A 22546-nucleotide genomic window follows, 5' to 3' on the forward strand; every position below is an offset into this window, starting at 1 on the left:
TGTGAGAAGAAGGAGCCACGATGAGCAAGACGACGAACAAGGTTTCACCTGAGGTCCGCGAACGCGCTGTCCGGATGGTTGACGAGCACCGCGCCGATTACGGATCGGAATGGGCGGCGATGACCTCGATTGCAGGCAAGATCGGCTGCACGGCAGAGACGCTGCGCCGCTGGTGCTGCGAGGAGGCGAGCCGACGAGCGGGGCCAACAGCGACCATTGGGGTGCAAATCAGACACTCTAAGGATCCAAACTTACACAAATCCTTACACAGTTTTCGTTTGCAGTCAAAAACATGCAGTGTTATCAACGCTATACGGAAGTCTCGCCGCACTCAAAATGCGGTTCCGCAAGGAGTGCTGGTTCGAGTCCGGCCAGGGGCACCATCGGATTTTTCGACATTGTGTGCAGCCGTGGCCTTGGTCGGCGCGGCACACTGGCCGTTGGTTCGTGCAGCGGCGTGCCGTCGATGCGTCGGTGTTGCCATAATGGCGCTTAATGTCGCCGTGCTGGCACCGTTAAAACGTGAAAATTACGAAATTTATTCATGGTTAGCCAGCAAGTTCGGCTGACGGATCGGTGGCGTTAGCCGAATGCCTGTAAACGACAACCTGCACGAGCATTGAAAAATAATGGAAAACACGATATCTAGGCTGGGCCAAATTTGCAGATTTCACAGCTTTTTTCGCGACTTGCCGTTCTCTCTGACTCTGCTCCGATAAGGTGGACGCCATGAATCAACCCCGCCTCAGCGCCGAGCAGGAAATGGCCGCCGCCGCCAGTGATCGTCGCGGCGCCGATCGCTATCGCACCGTGTGGCGTATCGCAAAGATCATGCGCAACGGCGATGCCGGGTTATGGCGCGTTCGCAACATATCCGACCGGGGGATGATGCTCGCCGCCGATGTCCCGATCAGCGTCGGCGAAAAGCTGGAAATCGCGCTGTCGGACACGGTGCAGATCCGCGGTAAAGTCGTGTGGTCCGAGGACGGGCGCTGCGGCGTCGCGTTCGACAAGGAAGTTGACGTCGCCGACGTGCTCAAGCAACTGGCCGCGGAGCAGCGCGCCACCGGCTACCGCCAGCCGCGCCTGCCGGTGCATAGCCGCGCGCAGGCGGTGACCGACGAGGGGACGGGCAGTATCGAGCTCGTCGATCTGTCACAGCACGGCGCGGGATTCCTCCACGCCGGACATTTCGAGGTCGGCAAGGAGCTTGACCTGATCCTGCCCGGCGGCGTCAAGCGCCGCGCGATCGTGCGCTGGTCGCGCGCCGGGCGCGGCGGGCTGTGGCTGACCCAGCCGCTCGATCGCGCCGATCTGGAAAGCATCCGCCGCTTCGAAGGCTGAACCTGTTTCGCGGCGTCAGATATCCTCGACCAGCCGTCCGTAAAGCTGCGGGCGGCGGTCGCGGAAAAATCCCATCCCCGCGCGGTGCTTTGCCGCGCGGTCGAGGTCGATCGTTGCGATCAGAACGCCGGTTTCGCTGGCGCCAAATTCCTGCGTCAAATCGCCCCATTCGTCGCTGATGAAACTGTGGCCATAGAAATTGGCGTCGCCCTCAATCCCGATCCGGTTCGCGGCGATCACGGGCATGCAGTTCGACACTGCATGCCCCTGCATCGCGCGGCGCCACATTCGGCTGGTGTCGAGGTCGGCGTCATAGGGCTCACTGCCGATCGCGGTCGGATAGAACAGCAATTGGGCGCCCATCAGCGCCATCGCGCGCGCGCATTCAGGATACCATTGGTCCCAGCACACCCCAATACCGATCCGCGCCCCGAAGACGTCCCACACCTTGAACCCGCTATTGCCGGGGCGGAAATAATATTTCTCTTCATATCCGGGGCCGTCGGGGATGTGGCTTTTGCGATAGGTGCCCATGATGGCGCCGTCGGGGCCGATCATTGCGAGCGTGTTGTAATAATGCGGCCCATCGCGCTCGAAGAAACTGGTCGGGATCGCGATCTTCAGCTGGGCGGCGAGCGCCTGCATCGCGATGACGCTGGGATGCTCGGCGGTCGGGTGGGCCGAAGCGAACAAGGCCTCATCCTCGACCTGACAAAAGTACGGGCCCTCGAAGAGTTCGGGCGGCAGGATAACCTGCGCACCCTTGGTTGCCGCCTCCTCGACCATCGCGGTCACGGCCTCGATATTGGTCTGGACGGGGCCGGGAAGGGGCAGTTGCAGGGCGGCGACGGTGATGGTGTGGGTCATGGCGGTGGATATAAGCGAGCCCACGCATCTTGCCAGAGCAAAAGCTGCGATCCCATCCTCGTCATCCCGGCGAAGGCCGGGATCTCAACCGGCGAGATCCCGGCCTTCGCCGGGATGACGATTAGAGAAGAGAGGCTTTAAGCTGGAAGCTGCTGGCTCGAGCAATGGAAGCTGCCGCCGCCGGCGATGATGCCGCGCGCGGGGACGCCCACGGCGCGGCGATCGGGGAATAGCGCCGCGAGTGCATCGACCGCGGCCTGATCGTTCTGGGCGCCATAGGTCGGCACGACGACGACGCTGTTGCCGATGTAGAAGTTCATATAGCTCGCCGCGGCGATCTCGCCGTCGATCTCGATGCGGCCGGGGGAGGGCAGGTCGACGATTTCAATGCCGCCGAACGCTGCGGTGCGGGCGCGGGCGTCGGCGTAGATGTGGGCGTTGGGGTCGTCGTCGCCCGCCGCGACGGGCAGCGCCAGTCGTCCTTCGCCGACAAAGCGCGCCAGATTGTCGACATGGCCGTCGGTGTGGTCGCCGACCAGCCCGTTGCCGAGCCACAGCAGCCGGTCGGTACCCAGCGACTGGTGCAGCCGCACCGAAATATCATCGCGCGTCAGAGTGGGGTTGCGGTTGGGGTTGAGCAGGCATTCCTCGGTGGTGGCGCACAGCCCGGTGCCATCGACGTCGATCCCGCCACCCTCAAGCACCCAATCAAGGTGCTGCGTCGGCAGGTCCGCATGCGCGGCGAGGATCGCCCCGACTTCCCGGTCGCCGGGCATCACGAACTTGTTGCCCCACCAGTTGAAGTCGAAATTGCGCGCCTCGCGCCTAGTGCCGGTGCCGACGGTGATCGGCCCTGTGTCGCGCAGCCAGATATCGCCGAAGGGAGCGACCAAAAGCTGCACCCCCTCATCGAGGAGCGTCTCGGCAACGTCGGCGTTGGCATGATCACGCACGAGCAGATGCACCGTCTCGCCGCGCCCGCCATCATGCACGGCGTTGGCAAAGGCCGCGACATCGCGCCGCGCGGCGTCGATCTGGCCCGACCATTCGTCGGCCAGATGGGGGAAGCCGATCCACACCGCTTGGTGCGGCGCCCATTCTGCGGGCATTATTAGGGTCATGCGTGTTCTCGTTGTTAAACTAGCTCCCGAGTCCGTTCGCCCTGAGCCTGTCGAAGGGCTGTTCTTTCTTCCAACGCAGAAGCAGAAGAACGGTGCTTCGACAAGCTCAGCACGAACGGCGAGGGAAGGCTCGCTATTTCGCGGCGCTGCGCGACTTATCACGGGCGGCGCGGAATTCGTCGCCTTCGACCCAGTTCGGCCACGCCTCGGTCATCGCCAGCATCCGGCCCGCGGCATAATAGAGGCGCAGGTCGGCCATCATGCCGCCCCAGTTGGTGATCGCCTCATATTCATCGCCCGGCGCGTGATAGCGGTTCTTTTCATAATCTTCAGACGCTTTCTGGCCCGCTTCGACGCCGCCCTCGACCAGCTCGTCGCCGCTGCCGAAGTTGAACATCGGCACGCCCAGCTTGGCAAAGCTGAAGTGATCCGAACGATAGTAAAAGCCCTTTTCGGGGGTGGGCTCGGCCTTGACCGTGCGGCCCTCCATCTTGGCAAGCTTTTCGACATAGTCGTCGAGTTCGGACTTGCCGCCACCGACGACCACGATGTCCTTGGCCGGGCCGACCGAGTTGAGCGCGTCCATATTGACCCCGCCGACGGTCTGCGACAGCGGGAACACCGGATTTTCGGCATAAAATTTCGATCCGAGCAGCCCCGACTCCTCGGCGGTCACGGCCAGGAACACGATGCTGCGGTCGGGCGCGCCCGCCTTATTGAACGCTTGCGCCAGCGTCACCAGGCCCGCGATGCCGGTCGCATTGTCGACCGCGCCGTTGCAGATGTCGTCGCCAGCGACCGGGGTGCAGCGACCCAAATGGTCCCAATGGCCTGTATAAAGCACATATTCGTCGGGGCGCTTGGCGCCCGGCAGCACGCCGATGACGTTGCGCGACATCTTCTTGGCGATTTCGTTGTCAAAGCTGAAGTTCGCCTTCACGCTGGTCAGCGCGACGGGCTTGAAGCCCTTCTTCTTCGCTGCTTCGCGCAGCGCGTCGAAATCCTGTCCGGCGCTCGCGAACAATTCCTTCGCCTTGGGTAGCTGGATCCAGCCGTTGGCGACGGTCTGGCTCGCGCCGCCGTCCTTGCTCTCGGCCAGATATTGCGTGCCGGTGTTGCTCGATTCGACGACGTTCCAGCCATAGGCGGCGGGTTCGGTGTCGTGGACGATCAGCACCGCTGCGGCGCCCTGCCGCGCCGCTTCTTCATATTTATACGACCAGCGGCCATAATAGGTCATCGCGCGGCCGTTGAATTCGCCCTTGGCTTCCTTGGTCTGCCAGTCGGGATCGTTCACCAGAACGACGACGGTCTTCCCATTCACATCGAGCCCGGCATAATCGTTCCAGCCCTTTTCGGGGGCATTGATGCCGTAGCCGACAAATACGACATCGCTGTCCTTGACTGCGGTCGTCGGCTGGACGCGATAGCTGAACGCGACATAGTCCTTGGCAAATTGCGCAGTGACCGGCGTCTTGCCGCCGGTGAAGGTCAACCGCGTTGCATTTTTCGCAGTGATTTCGACCAGCGGCACATCCTGCGTCCAGCTGCCATTGTTACCGGGCTTCAGCCCCGCTTCCTGATATTTCTTGATCAGATAAGCGACCGTCTTTTCCTCGCCCGCGGTACCGGGCGCGCGGCCTTCATAGGCATCGAGCGACAGCTCCTTCGTGATCTCCTGAAGCGTCGCGAGCGACAGTTCGGGGATTTCGACGTCGGGGATGGCGGTGGTGGTGGCGGCGGGCGCAGTGGCTTTGTCCGACGTGTTGCACGCGGCAACGGTCAAAAGCACCGCGAAGGCTGCGGTGGTTCGGGGGAAACGGAGCATGACATATCCTTGGGGTTTCGTTCGTGATGCCCCGGCTTGTGCCAGTCGGGGCGCGGCGATGCAAGGAATGCGGCGGTGAGGCATTTGTCGCAAACATTGCCGGCAAGGCAACAAAGTTGCTTGAAAATTTCTGCGCGATCTTCAGCTTGTGCCGGCTGACAAAGCAACCGGTGAAGGGCTGAAAATGAAAACCACGCTTTCGGGCGCAACGCGCTCTCGCTTTTTGCGCTCGCAATGACGTTGCCGGCGCTGTCTGATGCCAGGGCGCAGGCGGTGACGGACAATGCGGCGTGGTTCGGCGCGTTCGAATCGATTCGCGACGCCAGCCTGTCGCCTGACGGCACGCGGATCGCCTGTATCGAAAATGGCCAGGGGCTGATGCGCCGCCTGTTCGTCGTCGATACGACCAAGCGGGCGGCACCAAAGCAGATATTGTCGAGCGATGTCGACAATGGTTTTTTTGAGCTGGTGCGGCTGGGTCACCAATGCGCGACTGGCCCGCCAGACGTTTCACCGGGACAAGCGGGCCGGCGAGATTGTCGGTGCGAGCAACATGATCGCGCTCGACGCGGCGGGCGGTAATCTCAAAGTGCTGAGTAACCGTCACAGCGCGCGCTCGCTCTATGCCGATTTTCGCGGTGGCCATGTGATCGACTGGTCGGCGTCTGACAAGGGTTCGTTGTTGATGTCGCGCTCCTATGTTCCCGAAAACAACACCGGCACCAATATCCTGAACTAGGTCACAGTCTCGAAACCGGCGAAGCCCGCGCCGACAGGCTGCGCAAGATTTCGGCGTTCTTGCCAAAGTGAAACGAAAAGGGGCGGCCCGTCACCGGACCGCCCCTTGATTTCGTGCGATGAACCGCTGGATCAGCGCGAATAGAATTCGACGACCAGATTCGGTTCCATTTTCACCGGATAGGGCACTTCGTCGAGCGTGGGCACGCGAACGTAAGTGGCCTTGGTGCCGTCGATCGCCAGATATTCGGGCAGGTCGCGTTCGGGCAGACTCTGCGCTTCGGCAACCAGCGCCATTTCTTGTGCCTTTTTGCCGAGGGTGATTTCGTCACCCGGCTTCACGAGGCGGCTGGCGACGTTGCACTTCACGCCGTTCACATAGACGTGACCGTGGCTGACCAGCTGGCGCGCAGAGAAAATCGTCGGGGTGAATTTCGAGCGATAGACGACCGCGTCGAGGCGGCGTTCGAGTAGACCGATCAGGTTCTGGCCGGTGTCACCCTTCATGCGCGACGCTTCGAAATAGTTCTTCTTGAATTGCTTTTCGGTGATGTCGCCGTAATAGCCCTTCAGTTTCTGCTTCGCGCGCAGCTGGATGCCGAAATCCGACACCTTGCCCTTGCGGCGCTGACCGTGCTGGCCGGGGCCATATTCGCGGCGGTTAACCGGGCTCTTCGGGCGACCCCAGATGTTTTCACCCATCCGGCGGTCGAGCTTATACTTGGCGCTATGCCGCTTCGACATATGTCGTCTCCAACTTGCTTTGTGCCGAGAGATTTCGGCGTGTCCCGGGTCGCACCATATGGGTATCAAGCCGGGCTCGACACCATATGCGACCGCCGCTTCACCGGGGTGCGGGGTCCATTGCGAAGGCGCGCGATTAGAGGGGGAGGGGCGCAAAGTCAAGCGTTGCGGCACCGTTCGGATGCGCGCCTCGACAGCTTCGCAAAAACCGCTAAAGGCAGCGCGCATGACCGCTGCCAAATCTCCCGAAGCCTGCCAAACGATGACCGATGTCCGTGCGGGGGTCGATCAGGTCGACCGCGAACTCGTCGCGCTGCTAGTTCGCCGCTTCGGTTATATGAACGCCGCCGCGCGGATCAAGACCGACCGCGGGACGGTGCGCGATGAAGCGCGCAAGTTGCAGGTGCTCGACAATGTCGCGCGCGAAGCCGCCGCTGCTGGACTGTCGCCCGAGCGGATGCGCGCGGTGTGGAATGAACTGGTCGAGCAATCGATAGCGCATGAGGCCGCCGAATGGGACCACATCCGCGCCGATCGCTGAGCGGGTGAATTAGTTGGTCGTGCCGCCCGCAGGCGAAGCGGTGTCGGCGCGCGCCGCGTCGGGGGTCGGCTTTGCTGGCTCGGCGACGATGCGGCAAACGCGCTTCGGCACCGTGCTGCCGGTGACCTCGATCTTTTCGCAAACCTTTTTGGGTTTGGCGGGCTTTGCAGGTTCGCTAACGTCGGTGGTCGCGGGTGGCGCGGGGGTTGCGGCATCCAGCGATGCCGTCGACAGGGCGAGGGAGAGGAAAAGCGTTAGCATGCGAAACAAACTCCTGAACGAGATTAAGGTCTAAATTCGTATGCTTAGAGTCTGATTCAAAACTATCTCTCATAATTTCATGCTCTTGCGATACGGCGTGTGAAGAGCTGGATTGATGCGATGAACAGCCAGGCGGTTGCTGAGGCGATGGTTTGTTCGAAGTCTTTGGCGAGACGTCGGTTGCGGCTGAGCCATGCAAAGGTTCGTTCCACCACCCAACGGCGCGGCAACACCTCGAAGCCTTTCGCGGTGTCGGACCGCTTGATGATTTCGATGGTCCATTTGCTCTTTCCGATCTTGCTCAGTGCATCCCGGAGCTTGTCACCGGCATACCCACCATCGGCGAAGACGTGCCGCAGCCACGGGAAGCGGCGGATTATTTCGGCGAGGACGAACGGTGCACCGTCGCGATCCTGGATGTCGGCGGTGTGGATCACAGCATGAACCAGGTTACCGTCTGTGTCGGTCAGGATGTGGCGCTTGCGCCGGGACTGTCATGATTTCCGTGTGTGGGCTGGCATAATGGGTAAAAAGGAGTCTCACTATGTCACGACGCAAAGAGCCGGTGATCCCGGCAGATCTTCTGGATCAACTGCTGGCCGGCAGCGACGCAGCTGCAGCGCTGGATCAAGGCGGATTGCTCGATACGCTGAAGAAAGCGCTGGCCGAACGGGCGCTCAATGCCGAGATGGATCATCATCTGGGCGACGATGAGCAGGCTGGCAATAGCCGCAACGGTTACGGCCGCAAGACGGTGACGACGGACACCGGCAAGCTCGAGATCGACGTGCCCCGCGACCGGCATGGCCGCTTCGACCCGCAGTTGATTGCCAAGTATCAGCGCCGTTTTCCGGGGTTTGATGATAAGATCGTGTCGATGTACGCTCGGGGCATGAGCACGCGTGAGATCAGCGGGCACCTGCGCGATCTGTACGGTATCGACGTCTCGCCCGATCTGATCAGCACGGTGACCGATGCGGTCCTCGACGAGGTCGCCACCTGGCAGCAGCGGCCGCTTGACCCGATTTATCCGCTGGTCTTCTTCGACGCGATCCGGGTCAAGATCCGGGATGAAGGCATGGTCCGCAACAAGGCCTTCCATATCGCGCTCGGCGTCCGCGCCGATGGCGGCAAAGAGGTTCTGGGCCTGTGGCTCGAACAGAACGAAGGCGCCAAGTTCTGGCTGCGGGTGATGAACGAACTACGGAACCGCGGCGTCGAAGATATCCTTCTCGCCGTCGTCGACGGCTTGAAGGGCTTCCCTGATGCGATCACCGCGGTGTTCCCGGAGACGATAGTCCAGACCTGTATTGTCCACCTGCTGCGTAACTCCATGGACTTCGTGTCCTGGAAAGACCGCAAGGGGCTGGCAACCGCACTCAAGGAGATTTACCGTGCGACAGATGCCGACGCTGCCGAAAAGGCGCTGACGGCGTTCGAGGCCGGTCCCTGGGGCCAGCGTTATGCCGCTATCGGCCAGAGCTGGCGGCGCGCCTGGAGCGAGGTCATCCCGTTCTTTGCGTTCCCTGACGAAGTGCGCAGGATCGTCTACACAACCAATGCCATCGAGGCGCTTAACTCGAAGCTCAGGCGCGCGGTCCGAGCCAGGGGACACTTCCCAAGCGACGAGGCGGCCACCAAGCTGCTCTATCTGGTCTTGAACCGATCCGAAAAAGAGTGGAAAATGCCGCCACGTGAGTGGAGCATGGCAAAGGCCCAGTTCGCCGTAATCTTCGGCGAGCGCTTTATCAGGGCCATGGCGGCCTAATGTTCAACCGCCAGCCCGCACACGGAAATCATGACAGTCCCCTTGCGCCCCTTGATTTTCTTGCCCGCATCGTAGCCCCGAGGCCCGCCGCTCTCGGTGGTTTTGACACTCTGGCTGTCGATCACTCCTGCACTGGGCGAAGCTTCGCGTCCTACCGCTTCCCGGCCGATCAGAAGCAGAGCATGATTGAGCGAAAGCCACAGACCATTGTCGCGCCACAGGTAGAACCAGCGTCGTACCGTCGAGACCGGAGGAAAGCAGGGCGGCAACATCCGCCAAGGCAGCCCCCCGCGCAGCAGATACAGGATCGCCTCGACGATGCGCCGCAGCGGCCACTTCCGCGGACGCCCAACGTGTGAAGGCTGCGGAAGAAACGGCTCCAACACGGCCCATTCCGCGTCAGTCAAATCGCTTGGCAAAGTCAGCTGTGCACGGGCATACTGCGCCCGAGTGGTGTCGGTCCACATCGTCGAACTCCGGAAGTTTGTTGCAAAACCCCGTGAATCAGCGACTTGGGATGGCGTCAAGCTAACCCGCTGACACCACTCAACTTAATTTCGGATCAGGCTCTTAGGGGCCAAGGTGCCGGTGCCCGATAGTAGGATTGCCACTGACTAGGGGCGGAAGTGGCGGGCGCAGGTGCAGCACCCGCAGCCTTTATTTGGCGCTTTTGAGCTGTTGGCTGACCGTATCGGCCAGCCGGTCCCAATCTTCCTGCGTGCGGCACTCGCGTTCGGGCAGGCGGCTCCCGGTATTGGCGAGGCGACGGCAAACAAGCTTGGGCTTTTTGTCAGGCTTCGCGGCGGTTTCGGTTGTCGGCTTCGTGGTCGGAGTTTCGGTGGTCGCGGTGGAAAGGGCCAGCGAGAACAACAGGGTAAGCATGGACAATGTGTCTCCAAGGAGGGGAGGAGCCTGTTATCGCGCCCGCGGCTTTCTGCCAAGGCTGGTTATGACCCCGTGCATCATCCTGATATCATTGTGCGACCAGCCGGTCTTGGTGAGCGCGGTGCGGAGCGTGCGGAGCGTCGCCTCGGTGCGTTCGGGCGGGACGAAATAGCCGCTGGCGTCGAGGTCGCGGACCAGATGCTGGATCAGCACTTCCAGCTCGGCATGCGGTGCGACGGGGTCGAGTGGCACGGTGGGCGGGCTGGCGAGCGCGACACCCCCCTCAGCTTCGCTCGGGGCATGCTTTGACCATACATAGGCAAGCAGGATCACCGCTTGCGCCAGGTTCAGCGATGCAAATTTGGGATTGATCGGGACCGTGACGATAGCGTGCGCCAGCGCGACGTCGTCGGTTTCGAGCCCCGATCGTTCAGCGCCGAAGATATAGGCGGAGCGCCCGGCCTCGGCATGCACCGCGCGCGCCGCGGCCTCTGGCGTCAGCACTGGCTTCATCACGCCGCGCTTGCGCACGGTGGTGGCATAGATGGTGGTGCAATCGGCAACCGCCTCAGCGAGACTGTCGAACACCTGTGCCTCGGCCAGCACCATATCGGCGCCCGCCGCCGCCGGACCCGCATCGGGATTGGGCCAGCCGTCGCGCGGGGCCACCAGCCGTAACTCGGTCAGCCCGAAATTGAGCATCGCCCGCGCCGCCTTGCCGATATTTTCGCCAAGCTGCGGACGGACGAGGACGATGACCGGGGGCGGGGCGACGGCCACGGTCAACTCTTGTGCGCCGCCTCGGTCACCGACGAGGCAAATTCCTCAAAATCTCGGGCTTCGGTGAACTCGCGATAGACGCTGGCGAAGCGGATATAGGCGACGCTGTCGAAGCCCTTGAGTGCCTCCATCACCATCGCGCCGATTTGCGCCGCCTGCACTTCATTCTCGCCCGAAGTTTCCAGCTGGCGCTGGATGCCCGACACCAACCGTTCGATACGGGCGCCGTCGATCGGCCGCTTGCGGCACGCGATTTGGATGCTGCGCATCAGTTTCTCGCGGTCGAAGGGCTCGCGCCCGCCGCCCGCCTTGAGTACCGACACTTCGCGGAGCTGAATGCGCTCGAACGTCGTGAAGCGCGCGCCGCAATCCTCGCACTGGCGGCGGCGGCGAATGGCGGCGCCGTCCTCGGTGGGACGGCTGTCCTTCACCTGGCTGTCTTCATGGCCGCAATAGGGGCAACGCATCGGTTAGCGTTTCACCCGCGAGTAAAGCGCGATCGCGGCGCCTGCGAGCAGCCCGACGGGCCAGCTGACCACCGGCAGGACAAGCCCAGCGACGGCGCCAATCGCCCCGCCGGTGAGCACCGGCTTGGTCGAGGGATGCGCCAGACCCTGCTTGCCCATCGCCTTGACCTCTTCGATCGTGACTTCGGCCAGCGTCGGTTCTTCGGGATGTTGGCGTGCCATCGGATCAGCCCTGATAGATCGGGAAGCGTTCGCACAGCGCGCGGACGCGGCCGCGCACATCGGCTTCGACATCAGCGTCGCCATGCTCGCCCTTGTCGCGCAATGCTTCGAGCACGTCGGCAACCATATCGCCGATCTGCTCGAATTCCGCGATGCCGAAGCCGCGCGTCGTACCCGCGGGCGATCCGACGCGGATACCGCTGGTCTTGACGGGCGGCAGTGGATCGAAGGGGATGCCGTTCTTGTTGCAGGTGATCGCGCTGCGCTCGAGCGCCTCATCGGCGTCGCGGCCGGTGACGCCAAGCGGGCGCAGGTCGATGAGCGCAAGGTGGGTGTCGGTGCCGCCCGCGACGACATCGGCGCCGCGTGCCTTGAGGCGACCGGCGAGTGCTTGGGCGTTGGTGACGGTGGCCTTGGCATAATCCTTGAAATCAGGGCGTAGCGCTTCGCCGAATGCCACCGCTTTGGCGGCGATGACGTGCATCAGCGGGCCGCCCTGTAGCCCAGGAAAGACCGCCGAATTGATGCGCTTAGCGATCGCTTCGTCATTGGTCAGGATCATGCCGCCCCGCGGGCCGCGCAGCGTCTTGTGCGTCGTCGTGGTGACGACATGGGCGTGTTCCATCGGCGACGGATGGACGTCACCCGCGACGAGACCGGCGAAATGCGCCATGTCGACCATGAGCAGCGCGCCGACATCGTCGGCGATCTTGCGGAAGCGCGCGAAATCGAGGGTGCGCGGATAGGCCGAGCCGCCCGCGATAATGAGGGCAGGGCGATGTTCCTTCGCCAGCGCCTCGACCTGGTCGAAATCGACCAGATGATCGTCGGCGCGCACACCGTATTGAATGGCGTTGAACCATTTGCCCGACATCGCGGGCGGGGCGCCGTGGGTCAGGTGACCACCGGCGTCGAGGCTCATGCCCAAGATCGTCGCGCCGGGCTTGGTCAGCGCGAGCATCACCGCGCCATTGGCCTGTGCGCCCGAATGCGGCTGGACATTGGCATAGCCGCAATCGAAAAGCTGCTTGGCGCGGTCGATCGCGAGCGTTTCGACCTCGTCCGACGGAGCGCAGCCCTGATAATAGCGGCGGCCCGGATAGCCTTCGGCATATTTGTTGGTGAAGACGCTGCCCTGCGCTTCGAGCACCGCTTTCGAGACGATATTCTCGCTGGCGATCAATTCGATCTGATAGCGTTCGCGTTCCAGCTCATGTTTCATCGCCGCCGCGACCGCAGGGTCGACGGTGCCGACGCCGTCGGTGAAATAGCCGGCCGATTTGATAGGCTTGTCGAGCGTGTTGGTGGTCATCGGCTGGTCTCCAGTTGCGGCGGGTGAGATAGTTTATCGACGCGGCGCGCGTGACGGTCGCCGGCGAAATCGGTGGTCAGGAAAGCGGCAAGGCAGGCCTTGGCCATGTCGATGCCGGTCAGGCGCGCGCCCATCGCGATGACATTGGCGTCATTATGTTCGCGCGACAGCTTGGCCGACAGCGGTTCGGACACGAGCGCACAGCGCGCCGCGGGGTTGCGGTTGACCGAAATCGAGATGCCGATCCCCGATCCGCAAAGCGCGATGCCGCGGTCGGCGCGGCCCGCCGCCATTGCTTCGCCAAGCGCATAGCCAAAATCGGGGTAATCGACGCTGTCGGGGCCGTTGGTGCCGAGATCCTCGACGGCATGTCCTTCTGCGCGCAGCCAATCCGCCAGCTGGGCTTTCAGTTCATAAGCGGCATGGTCAGAGGCTATGGCAATGCGCATCGGCGCGGCTCCCGCTGGGGTCAAGGGAATCGATGTCGGCCCTTTAGGCGACGGCGTCCGTTTTGGCCATAAGCGAGGTGGCAAATTTGTGACGCTGCCGATAAAGCTGCGCCATGACCGATACCGTCATATCCGTGCTGATGCTCACCGGGGTCGCCCTGACCGGGGGTGCTGCTTATGTCTTTCGCATGGGCGACAAGCGCCGCGCGCTGCTGATGCTGGTCGCGGCGCTGGTGATGTTTGCCAATGTGGCGGTGTGGCTGGTGCCAGTGAAATAGCTTTCGTCGCCCCCGCGAAGGCGGAGGCCGCCGTCGGCCCCTGCCGGGGATCGCTGCATAAACCGCTAGCGGCCCCCGCCTTCGCGGGGGCAACGGCCTTGCTCAGCGAATCGGCGAATCCGGCGCCAGCCGCATATCCAGATAATTATCGAGCGACTTCATCAACTGGTCGAGTTCATGCTCGAAGAAGTGGTTCGCGCGCGGGATTTCGTCGTGATGGATCGTGATGCCCTTCTGGGTGCGCAGCTTGTCGACCAGCTTCTGCACGGCAGACGGCGGCACGATCTCGTCCTGCCCGCCTGCGACGATGATGCCTGACGAGGGGCAGGGGGCGAGGAAGCTGAAGTCGTACATGTTCGCTGGCGGTGCCACCGACAGAAAGCCGCGGATTTCGGGGCGGCGCATCAGCAATTGCATGCCGATCCATGCGCCAAAGCTAAAGCCGGCGATCCATGTCGTCTGCGCTTCGGGATGGATCGACTGGACCCAGTCGAGTGCCGACGCGGCATCGCTCAGTTCGCCGATGCCGTTGTCGAACGTGCCCTGGCTGCGGCCGACGCCGCGAAAGTTGAAGCGCAGCACGGCAAAGCCGCGCGCGACGAAGCTTTTGTACATTGCCTGCGTGATGCGGTCGTTCATCGTGCCACCGCCCTGCGGATGCGGGTGCAGGATCATCGCAACGGGCGCGCGAGGGCGCGGCGGCGGCGAGAAACGGCCTTCGATACGGCCCTCGGGGCCGGGGAAAATCACGTCGGGCATGGGAGCACCTCTTATCTTTTGCGGCTGACCGCCGAATCGCCGGAGTGGCAGGGTGGCGGAGCGAAGGTGGCGCCTATATAGAAAATAGGTCTCAACATGCAACTTTTGCGAATCGCTCGCAATAAGGCGCGTTCCAATCATTCTTTCGTTTCCGTTCGTGTCTCGACTGCGCTCGACAAGAACGGGATTTAGGGGCAGATGCCGCGCATGATTTACCTCGATTACCAGGCCACGACGCCGCTCGCCTCCGAAGCGCGCGCGGCGATGCTGCGCTGGCTGGTAGGGCCGGGCGAGGGCGATGGCTTCGCCAATCCGTCGAGCACGCACAAAGGCGGCCGCGCCGCGGCAGCTGCGGTCGAGGTGGCGCGTGATCAGGTGGCGGCGCTATTGCCGAAGGGCGGCCGCGTGTTCTTCACCTCGGGCGCGACCGAGGCGCTCAACTGGGCGCTGCTGCGCGGCGCCGAGATCATGCCGGGCGGCGTGGCGGGATTGAGTATCGAACATGCGGCATCGCTGCAATGTCTGGAGCGACTGCACGCAACCGTTCTGCCCGTCGACAGTGACGGCGTCGCTCTGCCCCCCGACCCCGCACTGATCCCCGAAAATGGGATCGTGGCGGCGATGCTGGTCAACAACGAGGTCGGGACGATCCAGCCAGTCGCCGATTTCGCCGCTGCTGCGCATGCGAAGAACAGTCTGCTGCTCTGTGACGCGGTGCAAGGCTATGGCCGCGTGCTCATTCCCGAAAGCGCCGACCTGATCGCTATATCTGCGCACAAGATTCATGGCCCGAAAGGCATCGGTGCGCTGTGGATTCGCGATGGCATTGACCTGCCGCCGCTGATGTTCGGCGGTGCACAGGAGCAGGGAATGCGCTCGGGTACTGTTTCGCCCGCGCTGTGCGCCGGGTTCGGCGCCGCCGCGGCGCTCGCCGCCGAGCGGCTAGACGAAGATGCCGCGCATATCGAACGGCTATGGTCGCTGGCGCGCGACATGCTGCCCGAATGGACGATCAACGGCGCCGTCGATGCGCGTTACCGCGGCAACCTCAACATCCGGCGCGAAGGCGTGAACGGCCTGCGCCTGATGTCCGACGCTCGCAACATCGCCTTCTCGCTCGGCAGCGCCTGCGGCAGCGGATCGGGTAAGGTCAGCCATGTGCTGCGCGCCATGGGGGTGAGCGAAGCCGATGCACGCGCGTCGATCCGCCTCGGCTGGGGGCGCTACACCAGCGAACAGGAACTCCGCGCCGGGCTGACCGCGATCAAGGACGCCGCGCGATTGCAGGGGGTCAATTGATGCGCGTCACCTTCATCCATGCCGACGGCAAGGGGCGTACCGAGGCGGAGGTCGACCCGGGCAGCATCCTGCTGGACGTAGCGCAGGCGAATATGATGCCGTTGGAGGGGACGTGCGAAGGCCAGATGGCCTGTTCGACGTGTCACGTTATTGTCGCCAAAGAGGATTTCGACCGTCTGCCGCCCGCGACCGAGATGGAAGAAGATATGCTCGACCTTGCCGCCGGGGTGCGGCGGACAAGCCGTCTCGCGTGCCAGATCTTGCTGACAGAGGCGATGGATGGGCTGACCGTGCACATCCCGGGCGAAAGCCGCAATATGCAGGGGCCGCGCTGAACCCAACCCTCGTCATCCCGGCGAAGGCCGGGATCTCGACCTCGCTTCCTGCCGCACCGGCGAGATCCCGGCCTTCGCCGGGATGATGATGGGGATGGTTCGGGCCATGCTTGCATTTCACCCCATCCCCCGCCATATGCGCCGCGGGAGTCGGGCGGACGTGGTCTTCGCCAACCCGGTCAGGTCCGGAAGGAAGCAGCCGCAACGAATTCGCCGCGGGTCGTTCCGGCTCCCACCCAATTTCCTCCTTCGACAAGATCGCGCATGACCCCTAAGACGGGACCATGAGCGATTCCGATGTCTCTTTCGAAGCATGGCCAACGGACTGTGCCGACGACGATCTGCATATCCTGCGCCTATCATATCTCGACGGCGGATTGAGTGCGACAAAGTTGATGGAGGATGGGCGGTATCGTCGTTTTTCCGTGAATTCCGATACGACGTCAGACATCGCACTTTCGGTGAAGATACTCAGTTATTCCAAGGCAGAAGTTTTTGAACTGCTGTTTCCGAGCGTCGTTGCATATCGCGTGCTGGACGAGCACAGCCTGACCGAGCTGTGGTCGCTCGAGCGACCCAATCATGCGATGTTCCGAGTAAAGGGTCACAGGTGGACGCAAGAATCGCCGATCAGTTTTGCATTCGCTGACGACAGGTCGTGGATGATCGTGACAGATTGGGATTGCGTCGAAGTGCTGACGACGGAGCCGCCGGTCATAAGGTCTCTTGGTAAAGCGACTTGCGAGATCGTCGAGGATTCGCACGTCGACGCTTCGGACGATGACCGTGTCCTCGCTGCGCCGCATATTCTAGACGGCGCCAAATTGACCAAGACCAAGAGGGTGCTTTAACGACGTGACGGATTCAGACGATATCTTTGCGGCCTCGGGCGTGGAGGCGCCGGACACGCCGGCGCCCCCGTCATCCGGCCCGTACCGCGTCCTCGCGCGCAAATATCGCCCGCAAACCTTTGCCGAACTGATCGGTCAGGATGCGATGGTCCGCACGCTCGGCAATTCGATCGCGCGCGACCGGCTGGCGCATGCGTTTCTGATGACCGGGGTGCGCGGGGTCGGCAAGACGTCGACCGCACGCCTGATCGCCAAGGCGCTCAACTGCATCGGCCCCGACGGGCAGGGCGGGCCGACGATCGATCCGTGCGGCGTGTGCGAACCGTGCCGCGCGATCACCGAAGGCCGGCATATCGACGTCATCGAGATGGACGCCGCGTCGAACACCGGCGTCGATGATGTGCGCGAAATTATCGAGGCGGTGCGCTACGCCGCGGTGTCGGCGCGCTACAAGATCTACATCATCGACGAAGTGCATATGTTGTCGCGTAACGCCTTCAATGCACTCCTGAAAACGCTCGAAGAACCGCCGCCGCACGTCAAATTCCTATTCGCGACGACCGAGGTCAACAAGGTGCCGGTGACGGTGCTGTCGCGCTGCCAGCGTTTCGACCTGCGCCGGATCACCCCCGACATGCTGTTCAGCCATTTCAGTTCGATCTTGCAGAAAGAGGGCATCGAGGCCGAGGCGCCCGCGATCTGGCTGATCGCCAACGCCGCCGAAGGGTCGGTGCGCGACGGCCTGTCGATTCTCGATCAGGCGATTGCCCATGCCGACCTTGATGGCGGCGGCAAAATCGGCGCCGATCAGGTGCGCGTCATGCTCGGCCTGTCCGACCGCACGTCGATTGCGCAGCTGATGACGACGATCCTCGACGGCGATAGCGCCGCCGCAATCGACCTGGCGCGCGCGCAATATGCGCTGGGCATCGAGCCGGTCGCGATGGTGCGCGGGCTGATGGACCTGACCCATGCGGTGACGCTCGCCAAAGTGTCGCGCCACGACGACCCCGCGCTGGCCGAGGCGGATCGCGAACGCATCGGCGATTGGGCACAGAAGCTCGGTTTCGCGCCGCTCAACCGACTTTGGCAGTTGCTGCTCAAGGGCCATGACGAAGTGCTGCGCGCGAACAATCCGCTCGAGCATCTGGAAATGCTGTTGCTGCGGGTGATTTATGCCGCGTCGATGCCCGATCCGGGAGAGCTGGCGAAGCTGCTGGAATCGGGGCGCGTGCCGACGATGCCGCTCGCAGCGCCGCCAGCGTCTGCAGGACAGGAAACCGCTGCCGCCGCAGCCGTCGCAGAGGCGGCACCCGCCACCGAGCTTCCCGCGACATCGCTGACGATCGCGCAGATTCACCAATTGCTCGAAAGCAGCGGCAATCACCGCCTCGCAGTGCAGGTGCATGATCATCTGCGGGTCATCGAACTCGAACCGGGCCAGCTGGTGTTTGCCGCCGTCCCGGCGCTGTCCGCGACGTTCCCGCGCGATCTGGGCGATGCGCTGCTCGCCGCCACTGGCAGCCGCTGGAATGTCCGCGCGGGCGAGGGCGATGCGCGGCCCAGCCTTGGGGAAATGCGCGCCGCGACCGCTGCGGACAATGAGGCGCGGATCCGCGAGTTGCCGGTCGTCAAGGCCGCGCTGGCGGCTTTTCCCGACGCCAGCCTTGAAGACCCCGCCGACAATCGCCATAAGTCCAATCCATGAAATCGATCGAAGAAATGATGAAGGCGGCGCAGGAAGCTGCGGCCACGGTGCAGGCGCAGATGCAGGAGGCGCAGGCGAAGCTCGACAGTGTCGAGGTCGAGGGCGTGTCGGGCGGCGGGCTGGTGCGGATTCTTGCCAGCGCCAAGGGCCGGATCAAGTCGATCAATATCGACGACAGCCTGATCGTGCCGTCGGACAAGCAGATGCTCGAGGATTTGCTCGCCGCCGCGTTCAACGACGCACGCGAAAAGGCCGACCGCGTCAGCAACGAAGAAATGGGCAAGATGACGAGCGGCCTGCCGCTGCCCCCGGGGTTCAAGCTGCCGTTCTGAGCGGCTTTGCCTTCGCTGTTCACCGCAGCGACATTGAATGCGCGCCAAGTTACGCCATATTAGCGATCAACACCCTATAAGAAGGGCGGAGCGTCCGGTCGTGGCGCCTGTCCAGGAGCCGCAATGACGCAATCTTTTCCGCTTTTGCCGCTGCGCGACATCGTCGTTTTCCCGCACATGATCGTGCCGCTGTTCGTTGGCCGTGACCGTTCGGTCGCTGCGCTGGAAACCGCGATGGAATCCGATAAGGAAATCTTCCTCGTCGCCCAGCTCGATCCGGGCGAGGACGATCCGCAGCGCGATGACCTGTATGACGTTGGCGTGATCGCCACCGTGCTTCAGCTTTTGAAGCTGCCCGACGGCACCGTTCGCGTGCTGGTCGAGGGCAAGGAACGCGCCAAGCTGGTTGCGCTGACCAACGACGACAAGACGGTGATGGCGAGCGTCAAGCCGATCGACGACACCGTCGACGGCAGCGTCGATACCGCCGCGTTGATGCGCTCGGTCGTCGATCAGTTCGAAAATTACGCCAAGCTCAACAAGAAGATGCCTGCCGAAACCGCGGTGCAGCTGTCGCAGATCGACGACGCCTCGCGCCTCGCCGACTCGGTGGCGGGCAATCTCAACATCAAGGTGTCCGACAAGCAGGCGCTGCTCGTCGAGGATACGCCGTCGAAGCGGCTCGAAATGGTGTTCGCCTTCATGGAAGGCGAGCTGGGCGTATTGCAGGTCGAAAAGAAGATCCGCGGTCGCGTGAAGCGCCAGATGGAAAAGAGCCAGCGCGAATATTATCTGAACGAGCAGCTCAAGGCGATCCAGCGCGAGCTGGGCAACGACAATGGTGAGGGCGGCGACGACCTTGCCGAATTGCAGCAGAAAATCGACGGCTTGAAGATGTCGAAAGAGGCCAAGACCAAGGCAAACGCCGAGTTGAAAAAGCTGCGCGCGATGGCGCCGATGTCGGCCGAGGCGACCGTTGTCCGCAACTATCTCGACACGTTGATCGGCCTGCCGTGGGGCAAGAAGTCGAAACTGAAAAAGGACATCGCCGCGGCGCAGGCCGTGCTCGACGATGACCATTATGCGCTCGAAAAGGTCAAGGACCGCATCGTCGAATATCTGGCGGTGCAGGCGCGCACCAACAAGCTGAAGGGGCCGATCCTGTGCCTCGTCGGTCCGCCGGGCGTCGGCAAGACGAGCCTCGGCAAGTCGATCGCCAAGGCGACCGGGCGCGAGTTCATCCGCCAGTCGCTGGGCGGCGTGCGCGACGAGGCCGAAATTCGCGGCCACCGCCGCACCTATATTGGCTCGCTGCCGGGCAAGATCGTCACCAACCTCAAAAAGGCGGGGACGATGAACCCGCTGTTCCTGCTCGACGAGATCGACAAGCTGGGCCAGGATTTTCGCGGCGATCCGGCGTCGGCGCTGCTCGAAGTGCTCGACCCCGAACAGAATGGCAAATTCCAGGACCATTATCTGGAAATCGATATCGACCTCAGCGACATCATGTTCGTCACCACTGCGAACTCGCTGAACCTGCCGCAGGCGCTGCTCGACCGCATGGAGATCATCCGGCTCGAAGGCTATACCGAGGACGAGAAGGTCGAGATTGCCAAGCTGCACCTGATCGCCAAGCAGATCGAGGCGCATGGGTTGAAGGACGGCGAATTCACGCTGACCGACGAAGGTCTGCGCGACCTGATCCGCTATTATACCCGCGAGGCCGGCGTCCGCACGCTGGAGCGCGAGATTGCGCGGCTGGCGCGCAAAGCGCTGCGCCGTATTCTTGAGGGCAAGGCCGAAAGCGTCACCGTCACGTCCGAAAATCTCAACGAGTTTTCAGGCGTGCGCAAATATCGCCACGGCATGGGCGATTTGGAGGATCAGATCGGCGCCGTCACCGGACTCGCGTGGACCGAAGTCGGCGGAGAATTGCTGACGATCGAGGCGGTCACCGCATCGGGCAAGGGGCAGGTGCGTACCACCGGCAAGCTCGGCGAAGTGATGACCGAGTCGGTGCAGGCCGCGCTGTCGTTCGTGAAAGCGCGCGCGCCCAGCTATGGCATCAAGCCCAGCCTGTTCGCGCGCAAGGACATCCATATCCATCTGCCCGAAGGCGCCGTGCCGAAGGACGGCCCGTCGGCGGGTGTCGGCATGGTGACCGCGATGATTTCGACCCTGACCGGGATTGCGGTGCGCCGCGATGTCGCGATGACCGGCGAAGTCACGCTGCGCGGCCGTGTGCTGGCGATTGGGGGCTTGAAGGAAAAGCTGCTCGCGGCGCTGCGCGGCGGCATCACGACCGTGCTGATTCCTGAAGAAAATGAAAAGGATCTGGTCGAAATCCCGGCGAACATCACGACGGGGTTGAAGATCATTCCGGTCAGCCATGTCGATGAGGTGCTCGCGGTCGCATTGGTCAGCCCGATCGTCCCGATCGAGTGGACCGAGGCCGACGAACTGGCCGCGTCGCCGCCGCATGTCCCCGGATCGGACCCTGAGACAACGATTCGCCACTGACCCCGGTTGATTGGCGGCGCATAACCCCGCTTTTCGTCGCAAAATCGTCGTTTATCCGCCGTTTTCGCCCTTTTTTGCTTTGACAAGGCAGGGCGAAACGGCGTTAGTGGCGCCCCATGGCACGACCATGAATCATTCAATCAACCAAAAGCAGGGGTTCCTTAGGCATGAACAAACAAGACCTGATCGCCGCCGTCGCTGACTCGAGCGGCCTGACCAAGGGTGACGCGAGCAAAGCCGTCGAAGCCGTGTTCGAAGCGATCACCGGTTCGCTCAAAAAGGGTGGCGAAGTTCGTCTCGTTGGTTTCGGCACCTTCGCCGTCAGCAAGCGCAAGGCATCGACCGGTCGCAACCCGCGCACCGGCGAAACGATGACCATTGCGGCGTCGAACCAGCCCAAGTTCAAGGCCGGCAAGGCGCTCAAGGATGCGGTCAACTGATTGGCCAGCCCTTTGGGTAGGAATATTTCAGGCCGCGGCGAAAGCTGCGGCCTGATTTGCATCGGGGCGGTAGTTTCGACGAGCGCGTTGGTTCCCTCGGTGGGTTCGGCGAAATCGGCGTTGCATTCATCGGTGCAGCGGCTATGGCCGTCCGGCTTTCGGGCGTCGGCCATTCGGTCGGACCCGGACGGGCGCGTAGCTCAGTGGTAGAGCACACCCTTCACACGGGTGGGGTCGCAGGTTCAATCCCTGCCGCGCCCACCATGGCTCGATCGGACAGTGTGGAAGTGAAACCGCGCCTGACCGGACCATTCATCGCCTATTCAATGCCTTTGCATTAGAGAGACGGCCATGACCCCCACCCTGACCTTCTCGCTCATCTTGGCCTTGCTGCTCACTGCGGCCATGCCTGCGGCCGCGCGCGGCAATCGCGATCAGGATCATCTGCGCGAAGCGGCAGCGCAGGGGCAGGTCATTCCGCTCAACCGGCTGATCGCCGACGTGCGTTCGCGCGCGCCGTATAGCGAGATGGAATATCTGGGCGGGCCGCAGTTCGATGCGGGCCGCATGATCTATGCGCTGAAGTTCATGGACGGCAGCCAGGTGGTCGTCGTTTTTGTCGATGCCCGCACCGGCCGGATCGTCGGTCGCAAACCCTGATAATCTGAAAATGGCGAAGTTCCGGGCGCAACGACAT

Annotated in this window: 26 protein-coding genes, 1 tRNA gene, 1 other RNA gene and 3 pseudogenes; 16 read left to right on the top strand and 15 right to left on the bottom strand. The window is 62.8% G+C overall.

The window, feature by feature from the left end:
* Nucleotides 1-20: 20 nt before the first annotated feature.
* Together CDQ92_RS11595 and CDQ92_RS11600 are read left to right on the top strand one after the other, a co-directional pair.
* A pseudogene (locus CDQ92_RS11595) lies at nt 21-209 on the top strand (IS3 family transposase); the annotation flags it as partial.
* Between the two features lie 520 nt (nt 210-729).
* Nucleotides 730-1344, top strand: coding sequence for a PilZ domain-containing protein (locus CDQ92_RS11600; protein ID WP_088442207.1), 615 nt, complete (start codon nt 730-732; stop codon nt 1342-1344).
* 15 nt (nt 1345-1359) lie between these two features.
* Here CDQ92_RS11600 and aguB read toward each other — a convergent pair whose 3' ends face one another.
* The 4 genes from aguB to CDQ92_RS20865 all read right to left on the bottom strand — a co-directional run bounded on the left by aguB (nt 1360) and on the right by CDQ92_RS20865 (nt 5612).
* The gene (gene aguB / locus CDQ92_RS11605; RefSeq protein WP_088441597.1) at nt 1360-2211 is read right to left on the bottom strand and encodes an N-carbamoylputrescine amidase; all 852 of its coding nucleotides are present in this window, start codon (nt 2209-2211) and stop codon (nt 1360-1362) included.
* Nucleotides 2212-2348: 137 nt separating this feature from the next.
* Nucleotides 2349-3332: an agmatine deiminase family protein gene (locus CDQ92_RS11610; RefSeq protein ID WP_088441598.1), complete on the bottom strand. Its 984-nt coding sequence runs from the start codon at nt 3330-3332 to the stop codon at nt 2349-2351.
* Between the two features lie 133 nt (nt 3333-3465).
* Entirely contained in the window at nt 3466-5160 is a 1695-nt protein-coding gene (locus CDQ92_RS11615) for a M28 family metallopeptidase (protein WP_088441599.1), read from the bottom strand.
* A complete protein-coding gene (locus CDQ92_RS20865; RefSeq protein ID WP_144035762.1) occupies nt 5115-5612 on the bottom strand; it encodes a hypothetical protein in 498 nt (165 codons plus the stop codon). Before CDQ92_RS20865 ends, CDQ92_RS11615 begins: the two co-directional genes overlap by 46 nt.
* Here CDQ92_RS20865 and CDQ92_RS20870 point away from each other — a divergent pair.
* Nucleotides 5612-5899 carry a hypothetical protein gene (locus CDQ92_RS20870; RefSeq protein ID WP_144035763.1) on the top strand — a complete coding sequence of 96 codons (288 nt, stop codon included), beginning with the start codon at nt 5612-5614 and terminating at the stop codon, nt 5897-5899. The two genes, CDQ92_RS20865 and CDQ92_RS20870, sit on opposite strands and share 1 nt — an antisense overlap.
* A 131-nt stretch (nt 5900-6030) precedes the next feature.
* On the opposite strand, the gene rpsD is transcribed toward CDQ92_RS20870, so the two are convergent.
* The gene (gene rpsD, locus CDQ92_RS11630; protein ID WP_088441602.1) at nt 6031-6642 is read right to left on the bottom strand and encodes a 30S ribosomal protein S4; all 612 of its coding nucleotides are present in this window, start codon (nt 6640-6642) and stop codon (nt 6031-6033) included.
* Between the two features lie 226 nt (nt 6643-6868).
* On the opposite strand from rpsD, the gene CDQ92_RS11635 reads away from it, so the two are divergent.
* Complete coding sequence (locus CDQ92_RS11635; RefSeq protein WP_088442208.1) at nt 6869-7183, top strand: chorismate mutase; 315 nt, start codon at nt 6869-6871, stop codon at nt 7181-7183.
* Nucleotides 7184-7192: 9 nt separating this feature from the next.
* Here the strand turns inward: CDQ92_RS11635 and CDQ92_RS11640 are convergent, their stop codons facing one another.
* Both CDQ92_RS11640 and CDQ92_RS11645 read right to left on the bottom strand, forming a co-directional pair.
* A complete protein-coding gene (locus CDQ92_RS11640; RefSeq protein WP_088441603.1) occupies nt 7193-7444 on the bottom strand; it encodes a hypothetical protein in 252 nt (83 codons plus the stop codon).
* A gap of 77 nt (nt 7445-7521) precedes the next feature.
* Nucleotides 7522-7929 (bottom strand): annotated as a pseudogene (locus CDQ92_RS11645) (IS5 family transposase); the annotation flags it as partial.
* Nucleotides 7930-7988: 59 nt separating this feature from the next.
* On the opposite strand from CDQ92_RS11645, the gene CDQ92_RS11650 reads away from it, so the two are divergent.
* Complete coding sequence (locus CDQ92_RS11650) at nt 7989-9212, top strand: IS256 family transposase (RefSeq protein ID WP_088439555.1); 1224 nt, start codon at nt 7989-7991, stop codon at nt 9210-9212.
* 14 nt (nt 9213-9226) lie between these two features.
* Here the strand turns inward: CDQ92_RS11650 and CDQ92_RS11655 are convergent.
* The 7 genes and pseudogenes from CDQ92_RS11655 to rpiB form a co-directional block, all read right to left on the bottom strand.
* A pseudogene (locus CDQ92_RS11655) lies at nt 9227-9679 on the bottom strand (IS5 family transposase); the annotation flags it as partial.
* Between the two features lie 190 nt (nt 9680-9869).
* Nucleotides 9870-10094: a hypothetical protein gene (locus CDQ92_RS11660; protein ID WP_088441604.1), complete on the bottom strand. Its 225-nt coding sequence runs from the start codon at nt 10092-10094 to the stop codon at nt 9870-9872.
* Nucleotides 10095-10127: 33 nt separating this feature from the next.
* A complete protein-coding gene (locus tag CDQ92_RS11665) occupies nt 10128-10877 on the bottom strand; it encodes an RNA methyltransferase (protein WP_088442209.1) in 750 nt (249 codons plus the stop codon).
* Nucleotides 10878-10879: 2 nt separating this feature from the next.
* A complete protein-coding gene (gene nrdR, locus CDQ92_RS11670; protein WP_088441605.1) occupies nt 10880-11344 on the bottom strand; it encodes a transcriptional regulator NrdR in 465 nt (154 codons plus the stop codon).
* A 3-nt stretch (nt 11345-11347) separates the two neighbouring features.
* Nucleotides 11348-11566, bottom strand: coding sequence for a hypothetical protein (locus CDQ92_RS11675; protein ID WP_088441606.1), 219 nt, complete (start codon nt 11564-11566; stop codon nt 11348-11350).
* 4 nt (nt 11567-11570) lie between these two features.
* Entirely contained in the window at nt 11571-12878 is a 1308-nt protein-coding gene (gene glyA / locus CDQ92_RS11680) for a serine hydroxymethyltransferase (RefSeq protein WP_088441607.1), read from the bottom strand.
* Nucleotides 12875-13327, bottom strand: coding sequence for a ribose 5-phosphate isomerase B (gene rpiB / locus CDQ92_RS11685; RefSeq protein ID WP_088441608.1), 453 nt, complete (start codon nt 13325-13327; stop codon nt 12875-12877). Before rpiB ends, glyA begins: the two co-directional genes overlap by 4 nt.
* A 113-nt stretch (nt 13328-13440) precedes the next feature.
* On the opposite strand from rpiB, the gene CDQ92_RS21365 reads away from it, so the two are divergent.
* Complete coding sequence (locus CDQ92_RS21365; RefSeq protein ID WP_169714561.1) at nt 13441-13605, top strand: hypothetical protein; 165 nt, start codon at nt 13441-13443, stop codon at nt 13603-13605.
* A gap of 102 nt (nt 13606-13707) precedes the next feature.
* Here CDQ92_RS21365 and CDQ92_RS11690 read toward each other — a convergent pair whose 3' ends face one another.
* A complete protein-coding gene (locus CDQ92_RS11690; protein ID WP_088441609.1) occupies nt 13708-14364 on the bottom strand; it encodes an alpha/beta hydrolase in 657 nt (218 codons plus the stop codon).
* 207 nt (nt 14365-14571) lie between these two features.
* On the opposite strand from CDQ92_RS11690, the gene CDQ92_RS11695 reads away from it, so the two are divergent.
* The 10 genes from CDQ92_RS11695 (at nt 14572) to CDQ92_RS11740 (ending at nt 22509) form a co-directional block, all read left to right on the top strand.
* The gene (locus CDQ92_RS11695) at nt 14572-15663 is read left to right on the top strand and encodes a cysteine desulfurase family protein (RefSeq protein ID WP_088442210.1); all 1092 of its coding nucleotides are present in this window, start codon (nt 14572-14574) and stop codon (nt 15661-15663) included.
* Complete coding sequence (locus CDQ92_RS11700) at nt 15660-15998, top strand: 2Fe-2S iron-sulfur cluster-binding protein (protein WP_088441610.1); 339 nt, start codon at nt 15660-15662, stop codon at nt 15996-15998. The genes CDQ92_RS11695 and CDQ92_RS11700 overlap by 4 nt, the downstream gene beginning before the upstream one ends.
* A 142-nt stretch (nt 15999-16140) precedes the next feature.
* An RNA gene (gene ffs, locus CDQ92_RS11705) (signal recognition particle sRNA small type) lies at nt 16141-16238 on the top strand.
* A gap of 44 nt (nt 16239-16282) precedes the next feature.
* Nucleotides 16283-16849 carry a hypothetical protein gene (locus CDQ92_RS11710; RefSeq protein ID WP_088441611.1) on the top strand — a complete coding sequence of 189 codons (567 nt, stop codon included), beginning with the start codon at nt 16283-16285 and terminating at the stop codon, nt 16847-16849.
* A 4-nt stretch (nt 16850-16853) separates the two neighbouring features.
* Nucleotides 16854-18557 carry a DNA polymerase III subunit gamma/tau gene (locus CDQ92_RS11715; RefSeq protein WP_188682452.1) on the top strand — a complete coding sequence of 568 codons (1704 nt, stop codon included), beginning with the start codon at nt 16854-16856 and terminating at the stop codon, nt 18555-18557.
* Complete coding sequence (locus CDQ92_RS11720; protein ID WP_088441612.1) at nt 18554-18889, top strand: YbaB/EbfC family nucleoid-associated protein; 336 nt, start codon at nt 18554-18556, stop codon at nt 18887-18889. The genes CDQ92_RS11715 and CDQ92_RS11720 overlap by 4 nt, the downstream gene beginning before the upstream one ends.
* Nucleotides 18890-19012: 123 nt before the next feature.
* Entirely contained in the window at nt 19013-21409 is a 2397-nt protein-coding gene (gene lon, locus CDQ92_RS11725) for an endopeptidase La (RefSeq protein WP_088441613.1), read from the top strand.
* Nucleotides 21410-21576: 167 nt separating this feature from the next.
* Nucleotides 21577-21849 carry an HU family DNA-binding protein gene (locus CDQ92_RS11730; RefSeq protein ID WP_088441614.1) on the top strand — a complete coding sequence of 91 codons (273 nt, stop codon included), beginning with the start codon at nt 21577-21579 and terminating at the stop codon, nt 21847-21849.
* A gap of 189 nt (nt 21850-22038) precedes the next feature.
* Nucleotides 22039-22113, top strand: a tRNA-Val gene (locus CDQ92_RS11735).
* 87 nt (nt 22114-22200) lie between these two features.
* Entirely contained in the window at nt 22201-22509 is a 309-nt protein-coding gene (locus CDQ92_RS11740; protein ID WP_088441615.1) for a hypothetical protein, read from the top strand.
* The last annotated feature ends 37 nt before the right edge of the window (nt 22510-22546 follow it).

The organism is Sphingopyxis bauzanensis (assembly GCF_002205675.1).
Taxonomy (GTDB): Bacteria; Pseudomonadota; Alphaproteobacteria; order Sphingomonadales; family Sphingomonadaceae; genus Sphingopyxis; species Sphingopyxis bauzanensis.